Source organism: Leptolyngbya sp. AS-A5, assembly GCF_039962495.1.
GTDB lineage: Bacteria > Cyanobacteriota > Cyanobacteriia > Leptolyngbyales > Leptolyngbyaceae > Leptolyngbya.
The window spans coordinates 58,308-83,292 of record NZ_JAMPLL010000019.1 but is presented as its reverse complement, the minus strand read 5'-3'; the positions used below and the strand labels follow the sequence as shown (position 1 = coordinate 83,292).

Annotated in this window: 18 protein-coding genes and 1 pseudogene; 12 read left to right on the top strand and 7 right to left on the bottom strand. The window is 48.3% G+C overall.

Annotated features, from left to right (window positions below):
• Positions 1-101 (bottom strand): annotated as a pseudogene (locus tag NC980_RS18880) (IS5/IS1182 family transposase); the annotation flags it as partial.
• Between the two features lie 944 nt (positions 102-1,045).
• Positions 1,046-1,474 (bottom strand): hypothetical protein, encoded by a 429-nt coding sequence (locus NC980_RS18875; RefSeq protein ID WP_190375825.1) that lies wholly within the window; start codon positions 1,472-1,474, stop codon positions 1,046-1,048.
• A gap of 129 nt (positions 1,475-1,603) precedes the next feature.
• Between NC980_RS18875 and NC980_RS18870 the strand changes: the two genes are divergently transcribed.
• The 7 genes from NC980_RS18870 (at position 1,604) to NC980_RS18840 (ending at position 11,534) form a co-directional block, all read left to right on the top strand.
• On the top strand, positions 1,604-2,155 hold the full coding sequence (locus NC980_RS18870; protein ID WP_190375824.1) for a hypothetical protein: 552 nt from the start codon (positions 1,604-1,606) through the stop codon (positions 2,153-2,155).
• 786 nt (positions 2,156-2,941) lie between these two features.
• Positions 2,942-3,778 carry a PhzF family phenazine biosynthesis isomerase gene (locus NC980_RS18865; RefSeq protein WP_190375823.1) on the top strand — a complete coding sequence of 279 codons (837 nt, stop codon included), beginning with the start codon at positions 2,942-2,944 and terminating at the stop codon, positions 3,776-3,778.
• A gap of 623 nt (positions 3,779-4,401) precedes the next feature.
• A complete protein-coding gene (locus NC980_RS18860) occupies positions 4,402-6,768 on the top strand; it encodes a response regulator (protein WP_190375822.1) in 2,367 nt (788 codons plus the stop codon).
• Positions 6,765-10,037: a PAS domain S-box protein gene (locus tag NC980_RS18855; protein WP_190375821.1), complete on the top strand. Its 3,273-nt coding sequence runs from the start codon at positions 6,765-6,767 to the stop codon at positions 10,035-10,037. Before NC980_RS18860 ends, NC980_RS18855 begins: the two co-directional genes overlap by 4 nt.
• Positions 10,027-10,410: a response regulator gene (locus tag NC980_RS18850; RefSeq protein ID WP_190375820.1), complete on the top strand. Its 384-nt coding sequence runs from the start codon at positions 10,027-10,029 to the stop codon at positions 10,408-10,410. The genes NC980_RS18855 and NC980_RS18850 overlap by 11 nt, the downstream gene beginning before the upstream one ends.
• Positions 10,411-10,544: 134 nt before the next feature.
• Positions 10,545-10,829, top strand: a complete 285-nt coding sequence (locus NC980_RS18845; RefSeq protein WP_190375819.1) for a Mo-dependent nitrogenase C-terminal domain-containing protein — start codon at positions 10,545-10,547, stop codon at positions 10,827-10,829.
• A gap of 144 nt (positions 10,830-10,973) precedes the next feature.
• Complete coding sequence (locus NC980_RS18840) at positions 10,974-11,534, top strand: NYN domain-containing protein (RefSeq protein ID WP_190375830.1); 561 nt, start codon at positions 10,974-10,976, stop codon at positions 11,532-11,534.
• Between the two features lie 21 nt (positions 11,535-11,555).
• Here NC980_RS18840 and NC980_RS18835 read toward each other — a convergent pair whose 3' ends face one another.
• The gene (locus NC980_RS18835; protein ID WP_277881315.1) at positions 11,556-11,684 is read right to left on the bottom strand and encodes a hypothetical protein; all 129 of its coding nucleotides are present in this window, start codon (positions 11,682-11,684) and stop codon (positions 11,556-11,558) included.
• A gap of 210 nt (positions 11,685-11,894) precedes the next feature.
• Between NC980_RS18835 and NC980_RS18830 the strand changes: the two genes are divergently transcribed.
• Positions 11,895-15,593 carry a hydantoinase B/oxoprolinase family protein gene (locus NC980_RS18830; RefSeq protein ID WP_190375818.1) on the top strand — a complete coding sequence of 1,233 codons (3,699 nt, stop codon included), beginning with the start codon at positions 11,895-11,897 and terminating at the stop codon, positions 15,591-15,593.
• Between the two features lie 103 nt (positions 15,594-15,696).
• Here the strand turns inward: NC980_RS18830 and NC980_RS18825 are convergent, their stop codons facing one another.
• From NC980_RS18825 to NC980_RS18815, 3 genes are all read right to left on the bottom strand, one after another.
• Positions 15,697-16,086, bottom strand: coding sequence for a DUF2267 domain-containing protein (locus tag NC980_RS18825; protein ID WP_190375817.1), 390 nt, complete (start codon positions 16,084-16,086; stop codon positions 15,697-15,699).
• A 74-nt stretch (positions 16,087-16,160) separates the two neighbouring features.
• Positions 16,161-17,336 carry a hypothetical protein gene (locus NC980_RS18820; protein ID WP_190375816.1) on the bottom strand — a complete coding sequence of 392 codons (1,176 nt, stop codon included), beginning with the start codon at positions 17,334-17,336 and terminating at the stop codon, positions 16,161-16,163.
• Positions 17,337-17,364: 28 nt separating this feature from the next.
• A complete protein-coding gene (locus tag NC980_RS18815; protein WP_190375815.1) occupies positions 17,365-17,562 on the bottom strand; it encodes a hypothetical protein in 198 nt (65 codons plus the stop codon).
• Between the two features lie 190 nt (positions 17,563-17,752).
• Between NC980_RS18815 and NC980_RS18810 the strand changes: the two genes are divergently transcribed.
• Together NC980_RS18810 and NC980_RS18805 are read left to right on the top strand one after the other, a co-directional pair.
• Positions 17,753-18,991 carry an alpha/beta fold hydrolase gene (locus tag NC980_RS18810; protein ID WP_199298420.1) on the top strand — a complete coding sequence of 413 codons (1,239 nt, stop codon included), beginning with the start codon at positions 17,753-17,755 and terminating at the stop codon, positions 18,989-18,991.
• A 55-nt stretch (positions 18,992-19,046) separates the two neighbouring features.
• Positions 19,047-20,858 (top strand): aspartate kinase, encoded by a 1,812-nt coding sequence (locus NC980_RS18805; protein ID WP_190375814.1) that lies wholly within the window; start codon positions 19,047-19,049, stop codon positions 20,856-20,858.
• Here NC980_RS18805 and NC980_RS18800 read toward each other — a convergent pair.
• On the bottom strand, positions 20,855-22,486 hold the full coding sequence (locus NC980_RS18800; protein WP_190375813.1) for a hypothetical protein: 1,632 nt from the start codon (positions 22,484-22,486) through the stop codon (positions 20,855-20,857). The genes NC980_RS18805 and NC980_RS18800 overlap by 4 nt on opposite strands.
• A 247-nt stretch (positions 22,487-22,733) precedes the next feature.
• Here NC980_RS18800 and NC980_RS18795 point away from each other — a divergent pair, with 247 nt between their 5' ends.
• Both NC980_RS18795 and NC980_RS18790 read left to right on the top strand, forming a co-directional pair.
• On the top strand, positions 22,734-23,693 hold the full coding sequence (locus NC980_RS18795) for an aminotransferase class IV (RefSeq protein ID WP_190375812.1): 960 nt from the start codon (positions 22,734-22,736) through the stop codon (positions 23,691-23,693).
• A gap of 192 nt (positions 23,694-23,885) precedes the next feature.
• Positions 23,886-24,944 (top strand): hybrid sensor histidine kinase/response regulator, encoded by a 1,059-nt coding sequence (locus NC980_RS18790; RefSeq protein ID WP_190375811.1) that lies wholly within the window; start codon positions 23,886-23,888, stop codon positions 24,942-24,944.
• Positions 24,945-24,985: the final 41 nt, after the last annotated feature.

Below are 24,985 nucleotides of genomic sequence, written 5' to 3'. Positions count from 1 at the left end.
TCCACACTCCGAGGTCTGCCACCCGGTTTTGCCGCAGGCAGTAAGGCCTCAAGTAAGCTCCATTGATCTTCGGTTAAGTTACTTGGATACGATGGTGTCATAGCTCTCAAACCTCTGTCGTGTTTTTGTTGTTATTGACGGAGTATCGTTTTGAGAGCTTTTCTACCCGAGAGTCTTCTCAGACATCCTCTGAGAAGGTTTGCCGTTTGTGTAACTACCCATTGATTTTTTCTGTTTTTTATTTGCTCGTTTCACATCCATAAAGTTCTCCTTCCAGGTCGGGGGGAGCTTTATATGCTTTCTAACCTGCTCTTTGACAGTCACGATCATGCTGTCTATTCTGAATCGAACTGTTTCAACGTAATGGCTCCGGCGTGCTCCAGGTGGTTCAGCAACTTCTAGATCGTACGGTCGTCTATGTTCAAATAAAGCAGCAATTAAGTTGAATTCTTGCGACTCGATCAAGGCTGGTGATTGCTAGGGGGGATTCTTGCGAGGCGTTGAATTTAATCATGCCAGCCAATGAGTCAGACTTCCATATCAAGATTTCTCCTGTTTCTGTTCCTGGAAAGTTCTCTGGCATTTTGGACAATAACGTTTTGGCGCATTGCCTGTTTTCAGTTTGTTGTATCCGTTGCGGTAAGTGTGATCGTTTCTACAGTGAGGACAATTCATTTCTCAACCTCCACGGTTGTAACTTCTCTGAGCAAGTCAATGCGGTTTTGATAGGCTTCCTGGTGAGCCTGATAATATTTGAACTTGCAAATTCTGACAGGGAATTACAGCCTAGTTTTCTGGCTCTAGCGGTGTTCATCTCGCGTTGCAGCCAATCGTATACTTCGTGAATTTTCATGAGGCTTAATGGGGTAAAATTGAAGTAGTTAATTAACAGTTTGATATCTGCTTTATCGATCGCTCTATTTTGCTAGACGCGCTAGACAGAATCGCTAAACGGGAGCTATAGACGCGCCATAGACGGCTAGACCCTACCGTCTATCAGTGCTTTCAGCAACTCCCAATTTTCCGTCTAGCGTCTAGTGCGGTGTCACTTACTATCAATTGAAAGCTGTAACATCGCCGCAAATATTTCTGCCTCGCTCTCGTAGGTTGATTCATATTGAGCAAGATTCATGTAATCGACAATTGCAGCTGCCACCTCGATCGACTTACCGCCCCAGTTCGGAAACGTTTGTTTAATCAACGGCTGTGAGGATGGAACCTCTGAAACGCTTTCCTCTGCCTCATGCTCTGCACTGGGCAAATTGAACATACGATCGAGCATTTCCGGCGATGTCGAGACTGGCATCTCTAACCCTTCGTTCGACGTTGGAATCTGTTCGCCTAAATCGAGTCCTGCCGGAGAAACATTCTCAAACTGTTTTAAGAACACAGTATCCGCGACTTGTCCGTCAATGATGCAGGGGCGATCGATGCCAGAGAGATCAATTTTGTTCTTTGTCGCGTAGTCTTCCACAAACCCCTTGAGGTAAACATAGGTCAGAGAGTCGCGTAGTCCGCCTTCTCCCTCGATTCCGAGCGCCTTTACTTCCTGTCCTTGAGACTTGAGTCAGAACCCAACACGCGAAACCGACAACGGCGATGTATGGCGCTTGGGGCACTTGCTCGACTTGCAGGGATTCCCCTTAAGACTAAGAGCTTGCGTGGAAACTATTCACCAAAACGGGTGAATCCGCGTGATTTGCCAACTGACAAGGAGATTAGCGAATGGCGCGATCGTGTTCCCAATGAGCAATGGCAGTATGCGTTCGGCTTAATGGCTTGCTATGGCTTACGAAATCATGAACTATTCCACATTGACCTAAAACGGCTACGGGAAAGCCCTGTACTTAGCCTGCTTGAAGATGACAACGGAGGCGGGAAGACGGGCGCTCGTCGCCTTTGGGCGGTATACCCGGAGTGGTGGGACAAATGGCGATTGTGGAACATTTCACTACTGCCCCATGTGACCGGAAAGGATAACTCTGCGCTCGGCAACCGAGTAACTCAGGCATTCAAACGGTACGGATTCACTAAACCCTACAATTTGCGTCACGCTTGGGCAGTTAGAACGATCGAGTTTGGTTTACCCGTCGAACTGGCAGCGCAGCAAATGGGGCACTCATACAAGATTCACTGTGATGTTTACCATCATTGAATTTCTGACGAGGTACACCAACGAGCCTATGACCTAGCAATGAATCAACCCGATCAACCACTGCCCCCGTAAGCTTCCCCGATTCTTCCCACTTTTCAGCTAATCTCTTAGAACATTTCAGGACAATTTAGTATATTTGCTCAACTGAAAAAGCTTGATTTCAAAGGGTTTACGCCTGTATTGCACTGGTACAGGCGTTTGTATTAGTTGGACTGAAAATCCTCGTGTCACGAGTTCAAGTCTCGTTCCTGGCATTCAGATATATCAAAGGAAAAGGCTTGAGGTAGAGCACTTCAGGGCCTTTTCATTGTATTAGCACACTGAACATTTGTTCTATTTTTAGGCTTTTTTGGGTCACGTTAGAGCGCCGATTGGGGAAAATTGGGGGAAATCTTGTTAGTCGAAATCTACCTTCAAACCATAGATACACACATGGTTTTTCTACAAACAAGGCTTATCTATAAATGGATCTTACCCACTTTTGGTGAACTGAAGTTTCCGATCGTCTTTGCGCTTAACGAATCTACGGGATCCCGGGCTGCTCAGATGCTTGTTTTCACCAAACATTGATACTGACTTGAAAATCCAGCACACTATGCTGCTGAGGAAGGGGCTTTTGATTGGAGAGCGACCCCACATCCCAAATTCTCTAGCCGTTCTCAAATTCTCTAGCCGTTTGACCAATCGCTTCTGGGTTGCCTATGAGCGCGCTTGGTCAACCAGCACTGCATACTCATAACCGCTTATGATTGTCAAACGACATCAGCTCAGGAGAATACAGAAACCATGACCTCAGGAACACTTCATCGTCTATCAGCTTTTACGACTGATCCGAATGGAGGCAATCCTGCTGGAGTTTGGATCGGAGAGGCTCTGCCAGAACCGGACACGATGCAGCGCATTGCGGCTGAGGTTGGCTTCTCAGAGACTGCTTTCGTTGCGCCTTCTGTTGGCGCGAATCGAACCGTTCGCTACTTTAGCCCCGAAGCCGAAGTCTCATTCTGCGGACATGCCACGATCGCGACCGGGGTCGTGCTTGGAGAAGAGAACGGAGAAGGCACTTACCAACTCTCGACCTCTGTTGGACTTGTCTCCGTTACGGTTAATCAACGAGACGGAATCTATGAAGCATCGCTGACCTCAGTTGAGCCAGAAGATATGCCTGCGTCCTCTGCATTGGTTCATGAGGCCCTTTCCGCTTTGAGATGGACACAAGCTGATCTTGACTATTCGGTTCTTCCTGCCAAAGCTTACGCTGGAGCATGGCACTTAATTCTGGCCGTTGTCGAGGCAGACCGCTTAACAAATCTCGATTATGATTTCGAGGCGCTCAAAGCGCTGATGCTGCAAGAGAATCTCACGACACTGCAATTAATTTGGCGGGAAAGCCCTGATGTCTTCCATGCTCGTAATCCTTTTCCGGTCGGTGGAATTGTCGAAGATCCAGCAACAGGTGCGGCTGCCGCAGCTTTGGGAGGATATCTGCGATCGGCGAAGTTAGTCGCAGCACCAACCACGATCTTGATTCGCCAGGGAGAAGCAATGGGTCGCCCTAGCCGACTTGTTGTTAGCATCCCATCTGAGGGTGGAATTGTCGTCACGGGTCAAGCGGTCAGGATTTAATCTCTCCGTCTTCATCAGGGTTAAACAGAGATCAGATGCGAAATGCAAGCAAATGCGAAATGCAAGCCTGATATTCATAAAATTCTATCTGTAGCCCGACCTTGATTCTTGATTAATATCAGCAATTTCACAGTTAGGGATGATTAGATAGTTTGCATAGTATTGCCAATGGCTCAACAAGGCGAGAATGTTGATTATCTACCGATGTCATTGGAGCGTCACAGGGCAAGAGCTGTTGCATGTCTGATTCAGGAGTCAGCACCAGAACCCTGATCGTCCAAAGAATTGCCTATTACGAAAATAGCTGATCTTCAACGGCTGAAAGACTAATCTCTTCGTCACTATCAAATGCGCTCATTAATTAGAGCGAAATCCCGTTAAATTGACAATACCATTCCAAAGGCGTGTAGCAACATTTAAGTTATGGACTCATGTTGCGAATTCTTCTGTAGAATAGTCCAAAATCTTAACATCTCTTTATCAAGCTGACATTGCTCGACTGAATCTACGGTTCCGACAATGCTCAACAAATCTATAAGATAACCAGGTTTGATTCGGGTTAGCCTTGGCATAGGAGAGCTGTATCTGCACGATTCATGTTCTATTGTTGCGGCTAGCGAGTTATGAAAATTCTATTGATAGAGGACGATTCGCTAATTGCTGAACCGCTTGTCAAAGCTTTGAGCGATCAAAACTATGTCGTAGAGGTCGCAACTGATGGACAGGCGGGATGGTCACTGCTGGAATCCTTTACCTATGACTTAGTTTTGCTAGACGTAGTGCTGCCGAAATTGGATGGCATTAATTTATGTCGAAAACTCCGGTCACAAGGTAATCAGACTCCAATTCTTTTATTAACTGCTCAAAATGCTAGCACGAACAAAGTGGCGGGGTTAGATGCTGGAGCAGATGACTACGTGCATAAACCCTTTAATTTGCAAGAGTTGTTGGCGCGTATCCGGGCTTTACTCAGACGAGGCGGCGCTGCATTGCCTCCGTTGCTGAAGTGGCGGAATCTAGAGCTTGATCCCAGCACTTGCGAAGTGACCTGTAATGGTGAAATGGTGCGGTTAACGCCAAAAGAATATGGTCTGTTAGAGTTGTTTCTCCGCAATCCGCATCGCATCTTTAGTACGGGTGCGCTGATTGATCACATTTGGTCTTTTGAGGAAACCCCAAGCGAGGATACAATCCGCTCTCATATCAAAGGGTTACGGCAAAAACTGAAAACAGCAGGGATTTTAGGTGATCCGATCGAAACTGTTTACGGCATTGGCTATCGACTGAGATCTGCACAGGAAAAGCATAGAGAAGGCAAGAAACAAAGAAACAAAGAGGCAAAGGGTGAGGACGAAAGCGTACCGACGATCGCAACACAAACCACCACGACCGGGATGAACAGCATCTGGAGCGAGGTTAAAGAGACTGTTGCTCATCGGATTGCAACCGTTGAGCGGGCAGTGGCGCTGTTGCTACAAAACAAACTGAACCAGGAATTGCGGCAGCAAGCTGAACAGGAGATCCACAAATTAGCGGGATCGCTAGGTATGTTTGGCGCAGATCAAGGCTCTCGTTTAGCCCAAGAAATTGAACCGCTTTTCCAGAAGGGGCGATCGTTGAGTCATCACGAGATGCAGCAACTCTCTAAACTTGTCGCTGCTTTGCGTCAGGAGTTACAACACTTGGATGCTGAGTATTTAACGAACGAGCAGCAAACAGTTACTTCAGCTAGTGAACTGATTGATCAACGTCCTTGGTTATTGATTGTCAGTTCAAATTCAACATTTATCGAACAACTACAGGAAGGATCGTCCAGCTGGGGCTTACGAGTTCAGGTCATTGCCAATCCCGTTACTGCTAGAGAGCAAATTTCTGAAACGCATCCAGATGTCGTACTGCTTGATTTTGCTGCTGCTGCTAGCGCAAACAACTTGATGTTGTTGTCCGAACTCAGTGCTTGTACTCCGCCAGTTCCTACATTAGTGTTGACCGAGCAAGATACATTAATTGATCGAGTCAAGATCGCCCGGTTAGGTGGACGGTGGCTTCAACAGCCTGTAACTGCAAATCAAGTTTTAGAAGCAGTCAATCAAGCGCTACAACATGCCTGTCCAAAGCAAGCGCGAGTGCTGGTCGTAGATGATGATGTGCAAGTATTAGTGGCACTTCAGCGCTTACTCATTCCCTGGGGGCTTCACGTTTCGGTACTCGACAATCCACTTTCATTTCTAGATGTTCTGGAAGCGAATCCACCTGATCTGCTGATTCTGGACATTGAAATGCCCCACATTAGCGGGATCGAACTCTGTCAGGTTGTTCGCAATGATTCGCGCTGGAGTGATTTGCCAATTCTATTTCTCACGGCTCACACGGATACTGAAACTATGCATCAGGTCTTTGCTGTGGGTGCAGATGATTATGTGAGTAAACCGATCGTTGGGCCAGAGCTAGTAACGCGGATCTTTAATCGATTAGAGCGCACTCATTTCCTCAAGAGCTTAGCAGAGATTGATGTTCTAACTGGCGTAGCAAATCGTCGCAAATCCAGCGCAGCACTAACTCAGTTACTTCAGTGGTGTGACCAGTGTCAGCAGCCATTTTGTTTAGCACTGATAGAGCTAGCTCACCTAAGAAACATCAATCAGCAGTATGGTCATGCAGTTGGAGACGAAGTGTTAGCACGCTTCGGGGAATTACTGCGGCGATCGTTCTGCAATGAAGATGTTGTCGGTCGTTGGGGAGGAACAGAATTTGTTGTCGGTATGCCTGGTATGACCAAAACGGATGGAATTCAACGTATTCTTGATTTTCAGCAATCCTGGCAGCAGTTTAAGTTCGAGGTGAATGGAGCTTTGTTGCAAGTCAGCCTAAAAATGGAGGTTGTTCAGTATTCTCAAGATGGTGCAGATCTTCAGTTGTTGTATCAAGCTGCTCGCTCTAGCTTAGATGAGGCTGAGAATGTGAGGCGCTCTGAGGGAAATCCACAATGAAAGCGCCATTCCCAGCCAATGAATCTGATCGGCTAAATGCTCTCCAACAGTACAACATTCTAGATACTGTCCCTGAATCTGCATTTGATGACTTGACTCAGCTTGCAGCCTTTATCTGTGGTACACCAATTGCTTTAATTAGTCTAATCGATGATTGTCGCCAGTGGTTCAAATCTAGATTTGGGTTAGAGGCTACAGAAACGCCTCGTGATCAGGCATTTTGTGCCCATGCCATCTTGCAGCCTCGCAATGTATTGATTGTTCCAGATACACTCCAGGACGATCGATTTGCAACTAATCCCCTCGTAACGGGTGAGCCTCACATTCGATTTTATGCAGGCGCGCCGCTCATTACTTCAGATGGCTATTCCTTGGGAACGCTTTGTGTTATCGATCGCGTTCCTCGACAGCTTAATTCTGCTCAAATTCAAGCCCTACAAGCCTTGAGTCGTCAGGTCATTTCTCAACTAGAGTTACGACGTAATCTCGTTAGAGTGGCGCAAACAACAACCAAATTGCAGCAAGCAGAGCAAACTCGCATTCAGCTTCTTGCCCAAGAGCAAGCCGCCCGCAGCCAGATTACAGATATCCTGGAGAGCATTACTGATGCTTTTTTTGCGCTAGATCACAATTGGCGGTTTACTTATCTAAATCGGCAAGCGGAGTTGTTGTTGCAGCGAAAGCGAGAAGCATTGCTGGGTAAGGTTTTATGGGATGAGTTTCCGGAAGCGATCTGTTCAACTTTCTATCGAGAGTATCAGCGTGCTGTTGTGGAGCAGGTCAGTGTTCATTTTGAAGCATTTTATCCACCCTTAAACCATTGGAGTGAAGTTTACGCCTATCCCGCCAAAGATGGACTATCGGTCTACTTCCGAAACATCAATCAACGGAAAGAAGTAGAGCGAGCGCTACACGAGACCCTAACATTCCAGCGAGCGATTTTAAACAGCGCCAACTACAGCATTATCTCGACCAATGTTGATGGCACAATTCTTACCTTTAACACGACAGCAGAACAATGGCTCGGCTATACAGCAGCAGAGATCATTGGACAAACAACGCCCGTATTGATTCATGACTGGCAAGAAATTGTGCAGCGATCGCAGGTACTGTCACAGGAATTAGGAGAGCGAATCGATCCAGGATTTGATGTGTTTATTGCCAAGGCACGTCGCGGAACGATCGATGAGCATGAGTGGACTTACATTCGCAGAAATGGCTCGCGCTTTCCTGTGTTATTGTCAATCACAGCGCTCAAAAATGCAGAAGATCAGATTACAGGATTTTTGGGAATTGCTAGCGACATCACCGAACGGAAAGCGGCTGAAGAGCAACTTCAGAATTTAAGTAAGGCGTTAGAAAGTGCGATTGAAGCAATTGCTCGATTAGATACACAAGGACAATATGTTCAGATCAATCTTGCCTATGCTGCGATGTTAGGCTACCAGCCTGAAGAACTATTGGGAGCAAAATGGCAGCAGACAGTTCACGCGGAGGATGTTGCTGTTGTAGAGGCTGCCTATCAGCAGATGTTGGAGCATGGCAAGGCAGAAACAGAAGCGAGAGCGATTCGCAAAGATGGCACAATTCTCGATAAGCAGGTTGTGATGGTAAAAGCCTATGACCAGCAACAGCAGTTTAACGGTAACTATTGCTTTGTAAAGGATATCAGTGAGCGGCGTGAAATTGAGCGCATGAAGGATGAGTTTATTTCAATTGTGAGTCATGAACTCAGAACTCCGCTCACCTCAATTTCCGCTGCTTTGGATCTCTTAGCTGAAGGCGTTTTGCAAAATCAGCCCGAAGACGCGCAACAAATGCTGCAAATTGCTGCAAACAACACCGATCGATTAGTGCGCCTGATTAACGACATTTTGGACATTGAGCGGATTGAGTCGGGCAAAATTGTCATGACCAAACAAGTCTGCGATGCTGCCGATTTGATCAATCAATCGGTACAAGCCATTCAAGAGATTGCAGAACAAGCCGAAATCACGCTCTCGGTTGCGCCGTTAACAGTTCGTCTTTGGGCTGACCCCGATCGAATCATCCAAGTCCTGACAAACTTGCTGAGCAATGCAATCAAATTCTCCCCGCCTGGTAGCACAATTTGGTTGAGCGCAGAATTGATCACCCCTGAGGCATTAGAAGCCGACTACAACCAGAATGAAGATCAGCAAGGTTCTTCCAACTTGCTTCTTATTAAAGTCATCGATCGAGGACGCGGTATCCCATCCGACAAACTAGAATCTATCTTTGAACGCTTTCAACAAGTTGATGCCTCAGATTCACGTCGTAAAGGGGGTACTGGATTAGGATTAGCGATCTGTCGCAGCATTCTCCAGCAGCATGAAGGACAAATCTGGGCAGAAAGTACATTAGGAATGGGCAGCACTTTCTGCTTTACTTTACCGATTCTCAATGCTTCTGAAAATTCGCAGGGTTTAAGTTCAATGTCCGACTTAGCCGATTCAGCACTAGACATCAAAACACAAACTCCACTAGTGTTGGTTTGTGATGATGATGCTTCGATTCGCAAAGTGGTGCGAGTGATGTTAGAACGGCAGGGCTATCAGGTGCTGACAGTGGCTTCGGGACAGGAAGCTGTAGAACAGGCACGTGCTCATCAACCGAATGTGATTTTGCTGAATCTGATGATGCCCGGTATGAATGGCTGGGAAACGTTGACAGTTTTGAAACAGCAATCTGAAACGCAGGCTATCCCTGTCATCATTCTGAGTGGACTGCTACCCAATGCTAGAGAGGCGCCCTATGACGGAGTTAGCAATTGGGTCGTAAAACCGCCAGATCCCAGAGCGCTCCGGCAAGCCCTCGATCGAGCCTTAGTCAATCAAAACCAACGTTTGAAAGTTCTGATCATTGAAGATGATTTGGATTTAGCGCAAGTCCTCACAACTCTATTGTCTCGCTATCAAATCGAAACCTTTCACGCTCAAACCGGACGAGATGCGATTCAACTCAGCCAGCAGGTCATTCCTGATCTGCTCGTCCTTGACTTAGGATTACCGACTGACGATGGTTTTGCCGTTGTAGACTGGCTGCGCCAGCATAATCGTCTCTGCCGAGTGCCCTTGGTGATTTATACTGCTCGCGATCTAAATGATCACGAACGGGAACGGTTAAGACTTGGGCAAACGCTATTTCTGACCAAAGGACGCATTACTCCACAAGAATTTGAGCAGCAGGTGATCAATCTACTCAACCGAATGATTCGATCGAAGACAGGAGACAGTCTCGATGACGACTAAACACATTTTGATTATTGATGATGAATATGACATTCGGGCAGTGGCTCAACTCACTTTGAAGACGGTGGGTGGCTGGGAGGTATCGAGCGCCTCTTCAGGTCACGAGGGACTTGCCAAAGCAGTGAGTGAGCAACCAGACGTGATCTTGCTCGATGTCATGATGCCTGAAATGGATGGAATCGAAACCTTTCGTGCTCTTCAAGCGAATCCAATAACTCAGGCGATTCCGGTCATTTTCATGACCGCAAAGGTGCAAGCAGCAGAGCAGCGGCGGTTTGCAGAACTAGATGTGGCAGGAATTATCACAAAACCTTTTAAGGCAATGAAACTTCCAGAGCAAATTTCCAACATACTGGGTTGGAGCCAAGCGTAATAGCTGCCAGTTTAATTTTTCGTCTACACAAGTTCTGCACTTTTCAGATCTAACTTAGAAACTATCGGAGGTGGAAGCGAGATTCTTTTGCATCCGACGATCGTTTCTCTCAGGGCTTGACTCCCTGACCTACCGTGAACTCCCTAATCATTCGTCACTTGAGCACTCTCCTCTACCCGATTCAACAACGGCTAGAGTCGATCGAAATTTCTAATCCTCAAACAGCACGGTCACTCTGCAAAATGATCCCGGCTCGTTGCCCGTTTGAACGGCAGATCAAACTGTTTGATTACACGCTTGTTCGTATTCCACCGCTTTGTAAATTAAATCCTTTCTACGATCAAATCGTAAGTCTTCGCTTTAAATCTTTAGTCTATCTAGCAGACCATTGTGGCGAAGATGTGACGCTTTATTCCTAACTCCATTGTGAGGAAGGGGTTCTCTCTAAAACTGAGGTCCTGATGCCAACAACACATACACCCGAAGAAATTCCAGCAACGCTTCTCAAAAAGCCTTGCTACTCAGAGCATTCGACAAATGGCAACAAAAATAAATCGATTAAAATGCCACAAAATTATGAATCAGATCACGCTCGTCTAGATCACGGTCGAGTCGCGATCTTTGTTGACGGTTCAAATTTATTTTATGCTGCTTTACAGCTTGGAATTGAGATTGACTACTCAAGGCTACTGTGTCAGCTAGCTACGAACTCTCGGCTGCTGCGAGCTTTTTTCTACACAGGTGTCGATCGTACCAATGAAAAACAACAAGGCTTTTTGCTTTGGATGCGTCGTAATGGCTACCGAGTGATCACAAAGGATCTGATTCAATTGCCAGATGGCTCCAAAAAAGCGAATTTGGATGTCGAAATTGCGGTAGATATGTTAACTTTGGCGGCTCACGTTGATACTGTCATTTTAGTTAGCGGTGATGGAGATTTAGCCTATGCTGTCAATTCCATTGCTTACAAAGGTGTTCGCGTCGCTGTCGTCAGCTTACGCTCAATGACAAGTGATAGCTTGATCAATGTTGCTGATTCCTACATTGATCTTGACACAATTAAGGAGAACATTCAAAAGCCTACTGTTTCTGGCTATGCAGACTGTGTTACTAGAACCACGTAATTCAAGAAGTGCTTGCTCAATCTAGACTTTCGGTAGTGCTAGAAGACGCTCCGTTTTCTGAAGTCGAACCACAAGCAGCAATCCACCCGTATGCAGTCCCAGGAACACCGCATCCATCACACCCTCTAAAGACGGTGCATTGCTAAGCATTTGCTTCTAACTGATCCGATCTCAGATCGGCACAAGTCTAGCTCCTAGAAGCCTTGGTTTATCTACACCCTAAGCCCCACTTTGGCAAATCTCTTTTTGAAACTCAATAAACGTTCAAGAAATGCCTATAGCCATCAGTAGAATTCCGTTGCATTCTGCTGCTCAATAGAGAAACAAAGCAAATGATTTCTATCAGATGGCGGGGAAGTTATGTTAAAGGTATTCGCAGACAGAGGCGGTACGTTCACTGATTTAGTCGTGGTTACAGAGGAGCAGTCAATCGTCGATCGACTCTCCCAACAGCCTGAACGTTTCCAAATCACTCCCCTCACAAATCAACAGTGGATTGTCATTTACAAGTTGCTGTCAGAGCAACCCGAACATTATCAAGACGCTGTGATTCAAGGGATACGAGACATTTTGGGATTAGCACGCGATCAACCGATTCCAGCCGGAGCCGTTGAAGTGGTGAAAATGGGAACCACGGTAGCAACCAATGCGTTGCTAGAGCGCAAAGGAGAACGTACCCTTCTCCTGATCACCAAAGGCTTTGGTGATGCGCTCTCTATTGGATATCAGAACCGTCCAAAGATTTTTGCCCGTCAGATTGTTCGATCGCAACGTCTGTATAAACGGGTGATCGAAGTGGAAGAGCGCTACACTGCTCAGGGCGAGGAGATCATTGCAATTACGCCCCAAGAAGTGATGCGACTGACCACAGCCTTGCAGGAAGCTTACAACGATGGGTTTAGAGCTTGTGCGATCGCGTTTCTGCACGGTTACCGCTACCCCCAACACGAACAGCAAGTCGCTGAGATTGCCCGCAGCGTCGGCTTTGAGCAAGTTTCGGTCTCTCATGAAGTGAGTCCCTTGATGAAGCTAATTCGTCGAGGTGAGACAACTGTTGTCGATGCTTATCTCTCTCCGATTCTGCGGCGGTATGTCGATCAAGTCAGAGCCGCATTACAACCGCACCCCTCCGGGACGAAGCTAGAATTCATGAAATCCGATGGCGGTCTAACTGAAGCGCAACGCTTTCGGGGCAAAGATAGTATTCTCTCAGGGCCTGCGGGTGGCATTGTGGGAGCGGTCAAAACTAGCCTAGCTGCCGGGTTTGACAAAATTATCGGCTTTGACATGGGAGGGACTTCCACAGATGTCTCGCACTTTAATGGCGAGTATGAACGCACCTTTGAAACCGAAGTGGCAGGGGTACGACTGTGTGCGCCAATGATGTCTATCCACACAGTTGCAGCAGGGGGCGGATCGATCTTGCGATTTGATGGTTCTCGCTATCGCGTGGGACCTGAATCTGCGGGCGCACACCCCGGCCCTGCTTGCTACCGCAAAGGTGGATCGTTAACTGTGACCGATTGCAATGTGCGTCTAGGGAAGATTCAGCCCGACTTTTTCCCGCAGGTATTTGGAGCAAACAGCAATCTCCCCCTCGATCGCACGATCGTGGAACAAAAATTCGCAGATCTCAAAGCCGCAATCCAGACAAAAACCGGAGATAGCCGCAGCGATGAACAAGTTGCCGAGGGATTTCTCAACATTGCGATCGACACGATGGCAAATGCAATCAAAAAGATTTCCGTCCAGCGGGGCTATGATGTCACCCAATACACGCTGTGTTGCTTTGGTGGCGCGGGTGGGCAACACGCCTGCTTGATTGCTGAAGCCTTGGGAATGACAAAGATCTTCATTCACCCGTTTGCGGGGGTATTGTCGGCGTATGGCATTGGGTTAGCAGAGGTGAGGACGCTGAAGGAAAAGGCGATCGAAGCGCCGCTGACCGCAGCGGAAACTCCCGCATTAGCGCAAACCCTCGCCTTACTCAGTGTAGAAAGTCGAGCAGAAATCTCGGCTCAAGGCATTCCCGACGATCGCATCCAGGTCCTGCACAAAGTCCGCCTGCGATACGCAGGCACAGACTCTACTTTGCTTGTAGATTTCGATCGAGCGGAGACGATGCGAATTCAGTTTGAGGAAATTTACCACCAACGCTATGGGTTTTCGATGCCGCATAAAGGCTTAATCGTAGAAGCGGTTTCGGTTGAAGCAATCGCGCAAGCCCCCTCCCTGACAGAACCGACCCTTCCCCTGGGCAGAACAGAACCCCTCAGCGCGGTCGCAACCGTTCAAATTTACACTAAAGGCGATTGGCATGAAACTCCTATCTATCGCCGTCAGGATCTCAGACCCGGCGATCGCATCATCGGAGCCGCCTTGATCCTAGAACCCACGGGAACTAACGTGATTGAGCCAGGATGGTGTGCCGAACTGACGCAACAGAACTATCTGATTCTGAGCAAGACAGAAGCGATGAAGGATACATCAACCGCAGCGTCACCTGCCGCCACCACTCCTGATCCGGTGCTATTAGAAATTTTCAACAATCTCGTTCGAGCGATCGCGGAAGAAATGGGCATTACTCTGCAAAACACGAGCTACTCCGTCAACATCAAAGAACGGCTCGACTTTTCCTGCGCGATTTTCGACCCGCACGGACAACTCGTTGCCAATGCTCCCCACATTCCGGTGCATCTCGGCTCAATGAGCGAAAGTGTCAGCAGTCTCATTCGAGCAAGAGGCAAGACGCTAAAGCCCGGTGATGCCTTTGCGTCCAACAATCCTTACAACGGCGGCACCCATTTACCCGACATCACCGTGATCACGCCAGTATTCATCTCTGGTGGTTCAACGCCGATGTTCTATGTGGCATCACGCGGACACCATGCCGATATCGGCGGCATTACCCCAGGTTCAATGCCACCTCACAGTACAACGATCGACCAGGAAGGCATTTTGCTCGACAATGTTCAGATCGTGAATCAAGGACGCTTTCAAGAAGTCGCATTATTAGAGCGTTTGAATGCTAGTCACTATCCCGCCCGCAATCCCGCGCAGAATTTAGCAGATCTCCAAGCCCAGATTGCCGCGAATGAACGAGGCGCTCAGGAACTAAGCCGCATGGTCGAGCATTATGGCCTGGAGACGGTACAGGCCTATATGCAGCACATTCAAACCAATGCAGAAGAATCGGTGCGACGAGTAATCGATGCACTAAAACCAGGCAGTTTCACCTATGCAATGGACGATGGCAGCAAGATTTGCGTCAGGATTACGATCGACCACACGACCCGTTCTGCCTGCATTGATTTCACAGGCACTTCTCCACAGCGATCGACCAATCTCAACGCTCCCTTAGCAATCTGCAAAGCTGTAGTTCTCTATGTATTTCGGACGCTGGTTGATGATGATATTCCCCTGAATGCAGGCTGTCTCAAACCTTTAGACATCATTGTTCCAGAGGGTTGCCTGCTGAATCCTCGACCACCCGCAGCCGTTGTCGGAGGTAATGTGGAAACTTCGCAGGCGATCGCGAATGCGCTTTACGGGGCGCTGGGAGTAATGGCAGCTTCTCAAGGCACGATGAATAACTTCACCTTCGGCAACGAGCAGCATCAGTATTACGAAACTATCTGTGGCGGTTCTGGTGCGGGGGCAACCTTTGATGGTACCGATGCGGTGCAGACGCACATGACGAACTCGCGGCTGACCGATCCAGAAGTCTTAGAGTGGCGGTTTCCGGTGTTTGTTGAAACGTTTTCGATCCGGTCTAACAGTGGTGGATCTGGCAAATATCGGGGCGGCAATGGAGCCATCCGCCGAATTCGGTTCCGCGAAGCTATGACTGCTGCGATCTTGTCAGGGCATCGCAAGGTGGCACCGTTTGGACTGGCGGGAGGTGCTCCCGGCGCAACGGGGCGCAATTCTGTCGTGCGCCAAGATGGTGCCGTCGAACTGCTAGAGAGTAAAGCAGAAGTGTTGATGCAGCCAGGGGATGTGTTTGTGATTGAAACTCCTGGAGGCGGTGGATTTGGCTCAATGTTGCAAGAGCCGTAGGTAGACGCAATTAAACTGAAGACCTCCATCCTCACCCTCTCCTGTGGGAGAGGGTGAGGATGAAGGTGGATCGGTGATCTTATGTTTAATCAGGCTTGTCTACTTATCGTTGTGCAACTTCAACAAACAGTTCATCGTAGTCTTTCGCAAAGTTAATCCGAACATCTGCGAACTCTCCAGGGCTAACCGCTTGGCTGAGAACAGTCATGACAGTTCTTGCGGAAGTTGCCGCAGCCTCCACATCAACCCCTGCTCTTTGCGAGATCCGAGTATAGAACTCCTCGATTTTGAAGTTATCACCCATCTGTCCTTCCCGTCCGCGTAAGCATTCTGCTAACTCTGCGGGAAGTTGTGCAGCAAGATTGCTAGCTTCATCACCGAGCAGTCTTTCGCACATCGTTTCGAGCGTTGCTTTTGTTGCTTTGATTGCACTATCGCGATCGCTAAAGTGTCCGGTCTCTTTCACGGTTTTGATAAACTGATCGTAATTCATTGCTGTAATTCCCAAAGTTTCTGTTCTTAATGTTCGTATCTGTGTAGAAAGATGAATCTACATCTTGACTGAAGTTAGTAGCGGAACACTGCCGCGATCGGTGCAGGTGCAGGCATTGCATCGGGTGCAACCGCATACACTGTTCCACCATTGAGGATGGTTTGCAGCGCTGCTGCATCAAGCAAATCTTCATCTTCAGGTTGAGCCTCTTTGTGAACCTCGATTTCGTTGGTATTTGGATTGAATCTGCCCCACTTTTGCACACCCACCGCGACAAACAAGCGATCAACGCGCCCATAGTAGGCAGCAGGAACCGTTTCTTCGAGATTGGTCGAACTCAAGTCAGTGTTTGATAACTCGTGATAAGCATTAACGGCTTTCTCCTGCGCTTGGGTAAAGAAGGGTTCAACAATTTTCCAAGCTTCCGCGTGTAGTTCACCAAGTTGATCGTCTTTGACATTTCCGGTAATGCCTTCTTCCATCAAATGCGGGAAAGTATTGGCTTCCCGGTAAATCGGCATTAGATACTCAACACAGGCGAGAACTAATGGCGCACGTTTTTGATTGAGGAAGTCATGCAGCGCCGCATCGATCGCGTAGAAGAACTGCCGATACCGTCGGGTGACATCATCGCGATCTGGTGAACCTTGACCATGAAACACTCCGGTTCCAGCCGACGAATTGTTATAGTTCGATGCGCCACTGGTTGTCCCGATGCGAAACTGTCCTGCCTTTTGGCTTTCGTCGTACTGAAGTAATTCATCCATGTTCTGAGGCAAGTCCGGAACCTGAACTTCACGGATATGATCGCGATCGCCCTCATACAGTTTGACGCGCTTCTGGCTCAGTTCCAAAATATAGAACGTACCATCTCCATTCAGCAGCGGCAGAATCGGCTTCAGGTGAAACTGATCGGTCACGACGACTAATTCAAACAACTCACGCGGCACCTTGAAATAATGGAAAAAACCATCTGTGACAAAGATTGCAAGTCCGCGATCTTGTTGCTCCCAAAAGTCATCTTGACTGTTGATTGCTTCCAGCATCGGACGCAAAAACTCGTTCGCCTCGTCTTCACTGAGCCCAGTCTCTTGAAGCTCTTGAACAGCTTGACGAACTAAGTTCTTAAACCGAATTTCATTTTGTCGAACTTCCGGCCCAGCGACGATCGTGGGCATATAAATCGAGACACACCAGCTTTTTGGGCGCTCGATCAATGACTTCACTTGTTCAACGGTTAAAATGCTCATAAACGCCTCCAGAAAGTAACGATGTTCGCTAGGACTGTTTCTGTTCTTTTTCCGTTGATGATTCTTGCGGGCGCTCAAATGTCGCTTCATTCACCGGAGTCACGTCTTGATCATCCCGAGTGAAATCCGGCTCCGTGGGTGTATTGCCTGGATCTGCATCAATCAAACCGTTTTGGTTCGTATTGGTTTTTGTAGGGCTAGATCTATGGCTAAAAGAGTCTGGCATGATTTTTTCGCAAATAGTGTATCCCTCTATTCAATTAAGGTTTAGAGAAGCAAAATCTGTCGGAAGAAGGGTTAGTGTAAAGTTTCGTATCTATCCTGAATTCGCCTTTTGGGCTGGAGGGACTAACCCAACTACAGAGGGTAGTTCATTGGGCGCACGGCATAGTAGAGGAACCTAGAGATGAACAGTGATGACTAGTTCCATGTTTCAGCCGCGCCCCCTTCTCCAGCACGTGAATCCGTTCTTAACTCAGTTCAAAACAGACCTGTGGGAGTTTGGTAATCTAGCTTGGCTATTTGCAATCATCGATCGCACCATCACTGCCTTTATCAACGGTCTCCCTTCTGCCGTTGATCTAGCGCAGATTTTTATGGTGAGTGTTCTTGCATTTGGCTGGCTGATTCTCAGCCCCGATTCCGATACGATGGCGTTAAAGCTGTACGATCGCTTCCAGCCCGTATTTTCGCAGCCTCCATCGGCTCCAGATCTCCCAACCATTGAGCGATTACAGCGATTCGGCTATCAGCAATCATTCCCGTGGCGCGGTTGGAAAGTGCATCACACCGTTTTTCCGAATCCGAAAAGCCAAGTCCCTTTGATCTTTGTGCATGGCTTTGGCGGCTCGATCGGACATTGGCGGCAAAATATGTCTGCGCTATCGAAGGATCACAGTGTTTACGCTTTGGATTTATTAGGATTCGGCGCGTCGGATAAACCTGACATTCGCTACTCGATCGATCTGTGGGTCGATCAGGTTTATGAGTTTTGGCGCTCTTGCATTGGTCAAGGCAAGCCTGTGATCTTAGTGGGGAATTCGATCGGGTCGCTGGTTTGCTCCGTTGCAGCCGCAAGACATCCTGAAATGGTACGGGGTGTAGCAATGGTTAGCTTGCCGGATACCGCAAGTCATCATGAAACGATGCCGGCTGTGATGCGCCCGATCGTGCAGTTCCTTCAAACGATCTTCATTTCTTCTTGGCTGCTGTACCCCTTGTTTCATGTGCTGCGTCATCCTCAAGTGATTCGTCGCTGGGTCGCGGTCGCTTATGCAGGCAAAGAAGCCATTACCGATGAACTGCTCGAAATCTTGACGAAGCCAGCACGTGAACGCGATTCAGCCCGCGCCTTCTGTGCGATTCTCAAAGCAATGGTGCACCCGAAGTTTAGTCCGAGTGTGCGATCGATTCTCAGCAACATTCGCACTCCGGTTCTACTTTTGTGGGGCAAGCAAGACCGCATGATTCCGGCCGCCTCTGCGCGTCAATTCCTTAAATACAATCCCAACTTGCAGCTTGTTGAATTAGACAATGCGGGACACTGCGCCCATGATGAATGTCCAGAGCGCGTCAATGCTGAATTAGTGAATTGGATTCAAAGCGAAATTATCAATCCAGCCCCCCGCACAAAAATCCTGATTCACGGAGCTTAGGCACGATAAAATCAAACTGATTACTTGGTTCAGTGGAACCTTTGGGAGTGGGGAAATGGCGCTAATTGTTCAGAAATATGGGGGAACATCGGTCGGAACGGTCGAACGGATTCAAGCAGTTGCACAACGAGTCAAAAAAACGGTTGAAGCTGGCAATTCTGTGGTTGTGGTCGTTTCGGCAATGGGAAAAACCACAGACGGCTTAGTGAAATTGGCAACTGAAATCTCGGCAATGCCGAACCGTCGCGAGATGGATATGCTGTTATCGACCGGAGAACAAGTGTCGATCGCGCTTCTAAGTATGGCACTCCAAGAAGCCGGACAGCCGGCGATTTCGATGACCGGCGCTCAAGTTGGGATTATCACCGAAGCGCACCACACCCGCGCCCGCATTCTGAAAATTGAAACAGATCGCATCGAGCGCCATTTACAACGCGGAGAAGTGGTGGTCGTTGCTGGATTCCAAGGCATCAGCAGCACCGAAAACTGGGAGATTACAACCCTCGGACGCGGCGGGTCGGATACTTCTGCGGTGGCGTTAGCGGCAGCATTAAAGGCAGATTTCTGCGAAATTTACACAGATGTTCCCGGTATTCTGACGGCTGATCCGCGCTTGGTCGAAGATGCTCAACTGATGAGCGAAATTACTTGTGATGAAATGCTAGAGCTTGCTAGCTTAGGCGCGAAAGTTCTGCATCCTCGTGCCGTTGAGATTGCGCGAAACTATGGAATGCCGCTGGTGGTGCGATCGAGTTGGACAGATGATCCGGGCACTTGGGTACGCTCTCCGCAACCGCAATCGCGATCGCTCGAAGGCTTGGAAATTGCGCGTCCGGTGGATGTGGTTGAATTCGATACGGATCAAGCGAAGGTGGCTCTGCTGCGGGTTCCCGATCGTCCGGGTGTGGCAGCAAAATTATTCGGTGAAATTGCCAGTCAGAAACTCGATGTTGATCTGATTATTCAATCGATTCACGAAGGCAATTCTAATGATATTGCTTTCACGGTTGTCAAAAATTCTCTCACTCGTGCCGAAGCCGTTGCCAATGCAATCATTCCAGCATTAACCGCAGGATATTCGCTCTCAGCGGAACTCGCTCCGGACGTGATGATTCAGCAAAAAATCGCGAAAGTGACGATCGCGGGTGCAGGCATGATCGGTCGTCCGGGTGTTGCCGCGCAGATGTTCTCAACTTTAGCGGATGCAGGCATTAACATTCAGATGATCTCAACTTCTGAAGTGAAAGTGAGTTGCGTAGTTGATGAAGTGGATTGCGATCGGGCGATCTCCGCACTTTGCAAAGTCTTCGAGATCTCACAATCGGGAATCAAATCGCCTGCTGCGATCGTGCCCAATTCCGCCGCAGTCCGAGGTGTGGCGCTCGATCTGAAGCAAGCACGAGTCGCCGTTCGCCACATTCCCGATCGTCCCGGTATGGCAGCGAAGATCTTCCAACTGCTGGCAGGGCAAAATATCAGCGTTGACATGATTATTCAGTCGCAGCGATGCCGCATGATTGATGGCGTGATGACGCGGGATATTGCGTTTACTGTGGCGCAAATGGACGCGGAGAATGCAAGACAAGCGCTGGAAGCCGCGCGATCAGAGATTGGTTACGGTGAAGTCGTAGTCGATAGCGCGATCGCCAAAGTCAGCATTGTGGGTTCAGGCATGGTGGGACAACCGGGAATCGCGGCGCGAATGTTTGAATCGCTTTATCAGCACAAAATTAACATTCAGATGATTGCAACCTCTGAGATTAAAGTCAGTTGTGTTGTGGCAGAAGATCAAGGTGTGATGGCACTGCAAGCGATTCACGCAGCATTTGACTTGGCGGGAACCGAGCGGATTCAGGTGTCTGCTTAGTTCTTTAGAATGCAAGCGGTATCTAGCACAGTCACATTATTGGGAGATGCGATCGCACATTTCCCAATAATGTTCTGCATCGCCGGAACTCGACCTGCCTTTAATGTGGCGATCGCACTACTGACATTCGGCTCAAACAATCGAAACCAGCGATAACTTCTCAAATAATCGGGTGCAAACGCATTGGCATCGAGTAACCAATATGTGATTTTGTATTGTTGAATCAACTGTTGGGCAGGTTCTAAGCTTTCACTATACTGAGCGTCGATTAAGTCGATCGCCCGTTTTCTCATCGGCAAGTAGTAGCCCAAATGAAACGGAACCGCATACTCTTGTGCAGTGAGCGTCGATCGTAAAGACATCATCGGTAAATTACTGCCATCTTCACCGAGATAAACGGTTAGCGCTGTTTTCGGAGTCGTCTTGAGAAATTCATACAGCGCAGGATGCTGCCCCCCGACATAGCCTGTATTGGGAAAATCGCGCCAAGCCAGATGCGGATAGAGCAGCATCGCACCACTAAGAACAATCAGCACTCCAATTCGCCAAGACCTCAAGCGCTGAAGACCGATCGCAATCACAATTCCCGCCGCGATCGCCATCGCAATTCGCCAGCTATGCGTCGTGTAACGACTAGGAAAATGCAGCTTCACAAACAGGGCATGAGCCAGGAAAAACCCGATCAATCCGGTGCCTGCAAGCTGCGGCAACAAAATCCAATCCGGCTTTAACGCTTGCAATTGGGAAAAGCGATCGCGATAACGCACCAGCAGCGGCAACACTAACCCCAGTCCAATCAGCGGCGGATTAAACGAAATCTGGAATCCGCTATCGGTGCCATCAAACCAGAACCGCAGCGGATTCGGATGAAAAAACGGCAACCGTCCTCCAGGCTGAAATTCTGGCATCAATCGCGCCTGAGCCGCATTCACAGTCGGTGCAAACTCCGACTGACTCAACACATACGGCAACAACAGCGCGATCGTCACTCCTAAAATGACCCATTCCATCCGCTCCGATCGTCGCTTCAACAATCCCCACGCCCCGCGCGCCCCGAACCACAGCCCGATCAATACCGCTGCAAGTGGACAGATTAATCCCATGACTGCAACACAAAGCGCCATCGCAAGCCAAGCACGTTTGACGAAATAGTACAGAAACGCAGTCAGCAACAGCGCCCAAAACGATCGCGGCGAAGCCGAAGCCAAATCATCGCGCTGCCAACAACTTTGCAACAAAATCACACTGCTGAAAAATCCAGCGATCGGCACCGGAAATAATGCCAGCGTCAACCGATAGCCGTACCACACCAGCAGCAAACTCAACCCCGCAGGCAGCAATTTACTCATCAACACAGGTGCAAGTCCAAGCTGCGTCCCGATCCAATACAGCATCCCCAATCCCCAAGGGGTGACGGAATGAAAATACTTTGCCATCCAATCACTCGGAAACACTTCCGGATCGACAAATCGCTGCATCCAAATCAAGTAAACCCGCGCATCATCTTGAATGACGATCGGGGCTGAAAATGCTTCCCGCATCGCCAATCCCGCATAAAATACCGCAATTCCCCAGCTCAAATACAGCCAGAGAACCGAGAGATCTTTGCGAGAACCTTGAGCCTTCATGCCGCGTTACCCTGTATTGCCCTCCTCACAATACTGGACGATCAACCCACAATCTATTCAGATCACCGGATAAATTAAGCACCTAAAGTTTTGAAGAGAGGTTTAAGCATCAAAGCTTCATAAAAGGTTTTAATAAAGTTCTCCGTACAATTGCTGACAAGGGTTCGGTTTTTGCCGATAAAAGGATGGAGCGCTGCATTTGGCGATGACGCTCTACCCGTAATCCCTTTCTTAATTTTTTAACTTTATGGCTGGCATTACTCAACTCCAGAAACCAGAATACGTATACTTTGGCGGAAAAATTTCCCGTTGGGAAGACGCAAATTTTCACATCTCTAGTGAAGCAGTGTTACGCGGTCTAAATGTCTTTGAAGGTCTAAAAGGCTATTGGCAACCCGACGGACGGTTTGGAATTGTGGCCATGCGGCGACATTACGAGCGCTTGCGTCGATCGGCAAAAATCCTTTATATCCCGTTCGACATGAGCTATGAGGAATTTGAGAAAGCACATCACGATTTGGTGAAACTTCTCTATCAGCGCGATCGCAATATGTGGATTCGCTCCACTCTCTACGGAGATGAAGGTTTCTGGGGAGAAGGTAGCACGAGCAACCTAGTTCTGACTGCCTACCACACCCCAACGAAGCGCCCCGCTCCGATTGATCTCGGTGTGACTCCATGGAAACGCGGCACCGATTTAGCGCTGCCTTGTCGCGTCAAGACCAGCACGAACTATCAAGTTGCTCGCTTGGTGAAGATCGAAGGACGCGATCGGGGTTACTCGGACATGATTATTCTCAACCAAGCTGGACGAGTTGCGGAAACTACGCAGACCTGCGTATTAGTGGTACGGGATGGTAAAGTCTTCACGCCACCCACTTGGGAAGGAGCGCTGGAAAGTATCACGGTTGACATCATTGAAAGCCTGTGTAAATCGATGGGAATTCCGTTTGAGCGTCGCCCGATCGAGCGCACCGAGCTTTTGATTGCGGATGAAGTTGCGCTGGCGGGAACACTGGCAGAACTCACACCTGTTCGCTCGATTGAAACGACTCAGTACGGCGAAACTCCGATTATCAATGCAATTAGCGATCGCTTTTTCGATGCAGCTTTAGGAATCGATCCGCACCCTGCGGTTGATTTTTCATTTGTTCCAGCTCAGCGTAAAACTGCATTTGCGTCGATCGAATGCACAGGTGCAGCGTGAGATTGATAGCAGTTTCCTGAGTCCAGTGTGAAAGTAGGGGGATAGGGCAAAATTTACGCCCTTTCTTCCTCCAGCACTTTTATAAATCAGTTGGACAGCAGAATTAGCATCATTCAACGAATTAGAGGCACGTTTTTTTTGTATGCTGAGTCAGCTAGACGGATTTAAGCCGATCATTAGGACTCAGATGGCATGTCGATCGTAAAAGTTCTGATTATTGCAGAAGAACCCTGGATTACGCTTGATCTCAAATATCGTTTGCAGCGCTTGGGATATAAAACTATCGTTGCATCCAAATCGTTGACCTTACAAGGTGTGATCGATGCTGAGCAACCAGATCTGGTGTTGCTAGAAAAGCAAAAAGTTGAGAGTGAAACAGTTGGCGCGATCGAAGCGGCTGATCTACCTATCATTTGCTTCAACGCAGAAAGCCAGCCGTTTGAAATTCCGATCGATCTGCCCTGTCTGGCTTATCCCTATCAAGAGAACCTGCTCGACGCAGCGATTCGCGCAAACTTGCGTCACCACCGCATCCAAACCCAGTTAGCCCAGCAGTTAAGCGACGACCAGAAACAAATCGAGCTTTTGCATACCGTTGAGCATGAACTCCGCGATCCGCTTAGCTCCCTGCTAATTACCTTAGATAGGATCGAGCTAATGGAACAAGCAGAACAGTCGCCCCAATCGCTGCAAAAACTCGATCACTTAGCCTTGGCGCGAAACGCGGTACAACATATCGCTGAGCTGCTCGATCGTACTTCGCTGGCTTGCCGTTGTCAGGCTGGAAAACTGTCTTGGGAACCCGTTTGGATTGATTTAGGTGAATTTTGCCAAGACTTAATTGCTGAGATTGAGCAGCTATACAGTAATGCAAACATTGATTTTGTTTGTCTATCTGCTCACCCAATGATCGAGTTTGATGAAATGACGCTACGACAGATTCTTAGCAATTTACTGACCAATGCAGTGAAATATTCACAGGACAGTAGCCCGATCTATTTAAGCCTGACTCGCAATACTAATCATGTGATCTTCCAAGTTCAGGATCGCGGGATTGGAATTTCGGAAGCCGATCGAGCGCTAATTTTTACCCCCCTGTACCGTGGATCAAATGTTAAAGAGATTCCAGGGACAGGTATGGGATTGGCGATCGTGCATCAATTGGTGTCAGCCGCTAGAGGCAGCGTCACCGTTGAGAGCACACCGACGGTCGGCAGTACCTTCACGGTGACACTCCCACTGTCTTTATGAAAAAGTCTTTATGAAAAAGTCTTTATGAAAAAGTCTTTATG